This is a genomic window from Citrobacter sp. S55_ASV_140, assembly GCF_018919505.1.
GTDB classification, from domain to species: Bacteria; Pseudomonadota; Gammaproteobacteria; order Enterobacterales; family Enterobacteriaceae; genus Citrobacter; species Citrobacter werkmanii.
The window spans coordinates 1-5,454 of the sequence record NZ_JAHLQZ010000233.1 but is presented as its reverse complement, the minus strand read 5'-3'; the positions used below and the strand labels follow the sequence as shown (position 1 = coordinate 5,454).

The window sequence follows — 5,454 nt, the reverse complement described above, 5'->3', positions numbered from 1 at the left end:
ATACTGGACACACCAAAATCCCAGTGAATCAGGCCATTGAACCAGAATACCCAGGCGTTCCACAGCGATGCGCCCTGTAACGGCGCATGAGGTGTGAAGTAACTCAGGCTGAACCCAATAAAAGTCAGGAAGAACAGGGTGACCAGCAGTAATAAAAAACGGCGCAGGGTGAAGATAATCATGGTTTTTTCACCTCGTCAGCCTTTTCCCTGGAAACCCCAGCAAAAGAAGCGTTGCCGAACGGGCTGAGCACCAACCCTTTGATGTCATAGCGATAAGCCTGCAAACGAAGCGAAGAGGCCAGCGGCAGGATCGGCAACTCGCGCGCGAGAATATTTTGCGCTTCGTCGTAGGCATCAATTCGCGAGGAGAGTTGTTGCGAAGAGAGGGCTTTGCGCAAAATGCTGTCAAACTCCGGATTGCACCAGTGGGCAAAGTTGGTCTGTGAGTTAATGGCGGCACAACTGAGCATCGGTCGGAAAAAGCTGTCAGGATCGTTACTGTCAGTTGCCCAGCCGGACAACGTCAGATCATGGTTCATATCCATTAATCGCGCCTCCTGAAAACGACCTTCTACCGGGATGATCTTCACTTTCACACCCACCTGAGCCATATCAGCCTGAATCAGCTCTGCGGTTTTCAGCGGACTGGGGTTCCAGGCCTGAGAACTGGTGGGGACCCAAAGTTGTAACGTGAGATTTTCCAGCCCCAGCGCTTTTAATTGCTCGCGCGATTTTGCCGGGTTGTACTCAGTAATTTTAGCTTCGTTGTCATAAGCCCACGAGGCGCGAGGCAAAATAGATGCCGCGGTTTCCGCCGTACCGTAGTAAATAGATTGCATTAACCGTTGGTTGTTAATGGCCAGCGCTAGCGCATGTCGTACGGCAGGGTTGTTCAACGGCGGTTTATCCGTGTTGAACGCCAGATAGGCGATATTCATCCCAGGACGCAACGTCAAACGCAGTCGAGGATCATCACGCAATATGCTGAGCTGGCTGGCAGCCGGCCAGGCCAGCACGTCGCACTCGCCGGTCAGTAATTTCGATAAACGGCCGGTTCCGCCAGAGCCGAGATCCACCACGACTTGGGGCATCAAGGGGGTACCTCGCCAGAATTTTTCATGCCGTTGCAGGCGAATATATTGGCCTGCACGATTTTCTGAAAGTTGGTACGGACCTGTGCCGACGGGCTGTCGGTCAAGTAATTCCTGGCGATCCTGTTTGGCTAATTTGGCAGCATATTCTGCCGACATCACCGAGGCATAATGTGTGGCAAGGTGCCACAAGAAGGAGGCGTCGGGTTGATTTAAGCGAAATTCAACGGTGTTGTTGTCCAGCTTGCGCACGCTTTGGACGTTATCGGCGAACTGCAGGCTGTCAAAATAGGGAAAACTGCTGCCATTGATATTGTGCCACGGATGTTGGCGATCAAAGATGCGCTCGAAGGTAAATACCACATCGTCCGCATTCAGTTTGCGGGTGGGCGTGAACCAGGCTGTCTTTTGAAACGGAACATCGCGACGTAAATGGAAGCGGTAGGTTGCGCCGTTATCCAATACTTCCCAGCTTTCAGCCAGTTCTGGCACCAGGCGATAAGTATAGGGATCGACATCAAGCAGTCGGTCATACAATTGGGCCGCTAATGTGTCTACGATGAGACCGCTGCTCGCTTTTTGTGGATTGAACGTATTGACCTGCCCGCTGACGCAATAGACAAAGCCACTGTCACGAATATCAGCGTACGAGGCCTGCTCAGGCGCAGCTGCAGCCTGACCACTCAGAAGTCCAGCCATCACGATCAGAGATGATAAAACCAGGCGCATAATTTTAAAGGGTTATATATAAAGAAGCTATCTTACTAATACTTAATGACATTTGCCATTACCGTTTGTGTTTGGGGGCTGCAGGGTTGATAACCGCGAATTCAACATCGCCAGTTGGTCAAAATTCATACCTGCTATCCACTTTGCATATCCTCTATTAGCTATCTTAGCATTTTCATGGCACCTCTGACTCGCTTAAACGCCGGATTCAATGGCGGGAGGTGTCTGACGGGAAAAATGAGTCTGTTGTGTGGGAGGAATGTCTGCAGAATCAGAGGAAAATAAACAAGAATGAGGCGGGAAGAGTGAATATCTTCCCGTATGTCGAATTACTTCTGGATTTTATTAACGCGTACCACCGGCGGTTGCATTTTAGCGTCAAGGCTACCGTTAATCCTGATCATTTGATCGGGTTTTACCGTTCGGCCATCAAAGACGGCAAGCGGAATAAGCGTATTGATCGTGCCGGTTTTGTCACGGAAGATAAACTTATCTCCTCCTTGATCCTCAATGAGATTACCCCGTAAAGAGATAGTCGCTCCGTCATGCATAGTTTTAGCTTGTTGGACGGTCATGATTCTTGCATCTTCAGTGCCGCGATATCCTTCATCCAGTGCGTGGGCAGGTGGCGGGGCGGTATCTTTTTTCAATCCACCATTATCATCGGCAAACGCTGATGGCAATAAAAAACAACACAGTAAGGGGGCGAAAGATATTTTCATAGAGCCTCCATAGAAATTGATTTGACTTATTAAGTTTGGTTGCTATTTATTAATCTGGCGAGTGGGATAAGTCTCAAATGATAATTTTTCAATAAAACAAAGGATTGGTGTGATATAAGCGAGGCGGTGAAATGAACAGAGAGAAAGCCCATTTGCAAGGAGTGAAAGAGAGTCAGCGTTTTCTGAATTTTGAATCAGGCTTTCACAAGATAGGTTTTATCAGTTTGCTCTGCATTGTTTTACTTGCTACGGCGGGAGCGTTTTCCGGCGGGTATTTAAGTGAGGTAACGAGAAAAAACACCTTAAACACAACAGAGTTACAATTCGAAAAATTTGGTCGTTTGCAAACGGAATTTCAATTTAAAATCTCCGGACAGAAGCATGATTCTGTGAACATGACGTTGCGCATTGGCGGCGATTTCAACAAATTTTATGAGATGGAAAATATTTGGCCGCAGCCAGACAGCATGTACAGCAAGGGTAACGATCTTTACCTTGTCTACAATGATTCTGAAGCAACGCAGGATTTTACTGTCTGGCTGCAGGTTACGCCCGTGAAGCCAGGAAGTGTAATGAGTTTTCTCCAGCTAAATGGCGAACCTGAAATCCGCTTCAGACAATTTATTTATCCTTAGGAGGTGGGTATGGAGATGGTCTTCCGGGCATTAGCCATTTACCTTATTTTGCTGGTGGTTTTCAAAATAGCCGGTCGCCGGGCATTGTTACAAATGACCAGCTTCGATCTGATTTTATTACTGATTATCAGTGAAGCAACTCAGCAAGCCTTATTGGGTAATGATTTTTCGCTAACCGGCGCCATGATCACGATTGTCACACTGGTTACTATTGATATTCTGTTTGGTTTCATTAAGAAAAAGGTAGGTGGGGCAGAATCTGTACTGGATGGCTCTCCGGTTATCCTGCTTGATCACGGGATCCCTTTATTGGATAAAATGAAGAAAGTGGATGTTTCTCTTGACGATATATTAGTCGCTGCGCGGCAAAATCAGGGGATTACCGAATCCAGTAAAATCAAGTATGCCATTCTGGAACGTAACGGACATATTTCTGTCATTCCTGAAGAGAATTAGCGAGGCGGTAATGAACACGGAGTACAATGACGCAAAAACACGCAATGAACTGACGAAACGGGTTGCAAAAACGCTTATTGATCGCGGTTTAACGTTGACTACCGCAGAATCTTGTACAGGAGGAAACTTGGCCGCCGCGCTTTGTGCACAGGCGGATACCGCAGAATTTTATGATATCGGCGTTATAACCTTTAGCGATCGCGCCAAGCAGAAAATGCTCGGCGTGCGGGCCAGTACGCTGGAGAAATATAGCGCCGTTAGTGAGCAAACGGTCAGTGAGATGTCTGTAGGAATACGTGAGCAAGCCGAAACCGACATCAGCATAGCCATTAGCGGATATGCGGGGCCGGAGGGTGGGGAGGATGGTACTCCCGCAGGAACGGTGTGGTTTGCGTGGAATTTCCGCGGGCGGATAATAACAAAACGGGAATATTTTTCCGGGGATTGCCAGGACGTTATAGAAAAGGCGGTACGTTTTAGCCTGGCGGTATTGGTTGAAGAAGTTTCAGCCTGGAAGAACAAATAAATAAACCAGGACTTATCCGAGTAAATATCTCAACGCAATGTGAAGTTATCATCGTAAGGACCAGGTTAATATTTGGCAAAAATTAAGTTGTGGGTAAATTATAAAGGTCATGTCATTCATTTTGTTCTACGCTTATTAGTCTTTGCGATGAATGATGACTCATGAGAGGTGATTGAATGACTGACCTAAATAAAGGAAAACAGACCACCAATAAAACTAATTCAGAACGTTTTCCGCAGCCGCCTTTTCCACATCAAAAACAACCTTTTCCGGGTCTGGCTGGAAAAATGCAACCGCGTCCCGATCATGGCGAAGAAAGCTACCAGGGAAGCGGCAGGTTAAATGGTCGCAAGGTATTAATTACCGGAGGTGACTCAGGTATTGGGCGTGCTGTTGCCATTGCTTATGCCCGCGAAGGCGCCGATGTCGCGATTAATTATTTACCTGAAGAAGAGGACGATGCGCGTGAGGTTGTCGAATTGATAAAAAAAGCAGGGAGAAAAGTCGCGGCGATTCCCGGTGATATTCGTGACGAAACTTTCTGTAACCATCTGGTAAAACAGGCGGTAGAAGCGCTGGGAGGGTTGGATATTCTGGTGAATAACGCCGGTCGTCAGCAATTTTGCGAATCGATCGAAGACCTCACCACAGAAGAGTTTGATGCGACATTCAAGACCAATGTCTACGCCATGTTTTGGATCACCAAAGCGGCTGTTCCTCATTTCTCACGAGACAGCGTGATTATTAATACCTCGTCGGTACAGGCTTATGAGCCAAGTGAGATCCTGCTTGATTATGCTCAGACCAAGGCGGCGATAGTGGCATTTACTAAATCGCTGGCAAAGCAACTGGCACCCAAAGGGATCCGTGTGAATGCTGTCGCGCCTGGACCTTACTGGACGGTATTGCAGTGTTGCGGCGGCCAACCACAGGAAAAAATTGAGAAATTTGGCGCAAATGCGCCGCTCGGTCGGCCAGGCCAACCGGTAGAAATTGCCCCTCTGTATGTCACTTTAGCGGCTGAAGAGAACAGCTATACATCCGGTCAGGTATGGTGTTCTGACGGGGGGACCGGAACTCTCTGACGTCTATGTTCGCTGAGTCGAAACGTCCGCGGGGGAAAGCCAGCGCGGACAATATTGTTTAAGGGCAGGGGGCGGCAGGCACCGCTCCCTGAATATTAACCAATGACAGCGATGCCAAGACGTTCCAGGATCAACGATGCCTGGTAGCTGTCCAGTTTGACGCCTTGCAAATCAACACCCCGGACATCGAGATCGCCCAGTTCTGAAT

The 5,454-nt window shown here is 48.1% G+C and carries 6 protein-coding genes and 2 pseudogenes; 4 read left to right on the top strand and 4 right to left on the bottom strand.

The genetic code is table 11. From position 1 onward, the window contains the following. The 3 genes and pseudogenes from KQJ18_RS21195 to KQJ18_RS21185 form a co-directional block, all read right to left on the bottom strand. A pseudogene (locus tag KQJ18_RS21195) lies at window positions 1-182 on the bottom strand (peptide ABC transporter permease); the annotation flags it as partial. Further along, window positions 179-1,822 (bottom strand): ABC transporter substrate-binding protein SapA, encoded by a 1,644-nt coding sequence (gene sapA, locus KQJ18_RS21190; RefSeq protein WP_038640931.1) that lies wholly within the window; start codon window positions 1,820-1,822, stop codon window positions 179-181. The pseudogene KQJ18_RS21195 and the gene sapA, both read right to left, overlap by 4 nt. Before the next feature lie 329 nt (window positions 1,823-2,151). Further along, window positions 2,152-2,544, bottom strand: coding sequence for a YdeI family stress tolerance OB fold protein (locus KQJ18_RS21185; RefSeq protein ID WP_087856130.1), 393 nt, complete (start codon window positions 2,542-2,544; stop codon window positions 2,152-2,154). A gap of 131 nt (window positions 2,545-2,675) precedes the next feature. On the opposite strand from KQJ18_RS21185, the gene KQJ18_RS21180 reads away from it, so the two are divergent. The 4 genes from KQJ18_RS21180 to KQJ18_RS21165 all read left to right on the top strand — a co-directional run bounded on the left by KQJ18_RS21180 (window position 2,676) and on the right by KQJ18_RS21165 (window position 5,246). Beyond that, a complete protein-coding gene (locus KQJ18_RS21180; protein WP_216422668.1) occupies window positions 2,676-3,179 on the top strand; it encodes a hypothetical protein in 504 nt (167 codons plus the stop codon). A gap of 9 nt (window positions 3,180-3,188) precedes the next feature. Next, window positions 3,189-3,635, top strand: coding sequence for a YetF domain-containing protein (locus KQJ18_RS21175; protein ID WP_038640925.1), 447 nt, complete (start codon window positions 3,189-3,191; stop codon window positions 3,633-3,635). A 10-nt stretch (window positions 3,636-3,645) separates the two neighbouring features. After that, window positions 3,646-4,161 carry a 2-oxo-tetronate isomerase gene (locus tag KQJ18_RS21170; RefSeq protein WP_233593107.1) on the top strand — a complete coding sequence of 172 codons (516 nt, stop codon included), beginning with the start codon at window positions 3,646-3,648 and terminating at the stop codon, window positions 4,159-4,161. A gap of 176 nt (window positions 4,162-4,337) precedes the next feature. Next, complete coding sequence (locus KQJ18_RS21165) at window positions 4,338-5,246, top strand: SDR family oxidoreductase (RefSeq protein ID WP_087856133.1); 909 nt, start codon at window positions 4,338-4,340, stop codon at window positions 5,244-5,246. A 95-nt stretch (window positions 5,247-5,341) separates the two neighbouring features. Here the strand turns inward: KQJ18_RS21165 and KQJ18_RS21160 are convergent. Continuing rightward, a pseudogene (locus KQJ18_RS21160) lies at window positions 5,342-5,454 on the bottom strand (fluoroquinolone resistance protein); the annotation flags it as partial.

Coding starts and splice junctions, on each gene's coding strand:
- sapA (WP_038640931.1), bottom strand. CDS start 1,822: ATGCGCCTGGTTTTATCATCTCTGATCGTGATGGCTGGACTTCTGAGT.
- KQJ18_RS21185 (WP_087856130.1), bottom strand. CDS start 2,544: ATGAAAATATCTTTCGCCCCCTTACTGTGTTGTTTTTTATTGCCATCA.
- KQJ18_RS21180 (WP_216422668.1), top strand. CDS start 2,676: ATGAACAGAGAGAAAGCCCATTTGCAAGGAGTGAAAGAGAGTCAGCGT.
- KQJ18_RS21175 (WP_038640925.1), top strand. CDS start 3,189: ATGGAGATGGTCTTCCGGGCATTAGCCATTTACCTTATTTTGCTGGTG.
- KQJ18_RS21170 (WP_233593107.1), top strand. CDS start 3,646: ATGAACACGGAGTACAATGACGCAAAAACACGCAATGAACTGACGAAA.
- KQJ18_RS21165 (WP_087856133.1), top strand. CDS start 4,338: ATGACTGACCTAAATAAAGGAAAACAGACCACCAATAAAACTAATTCA.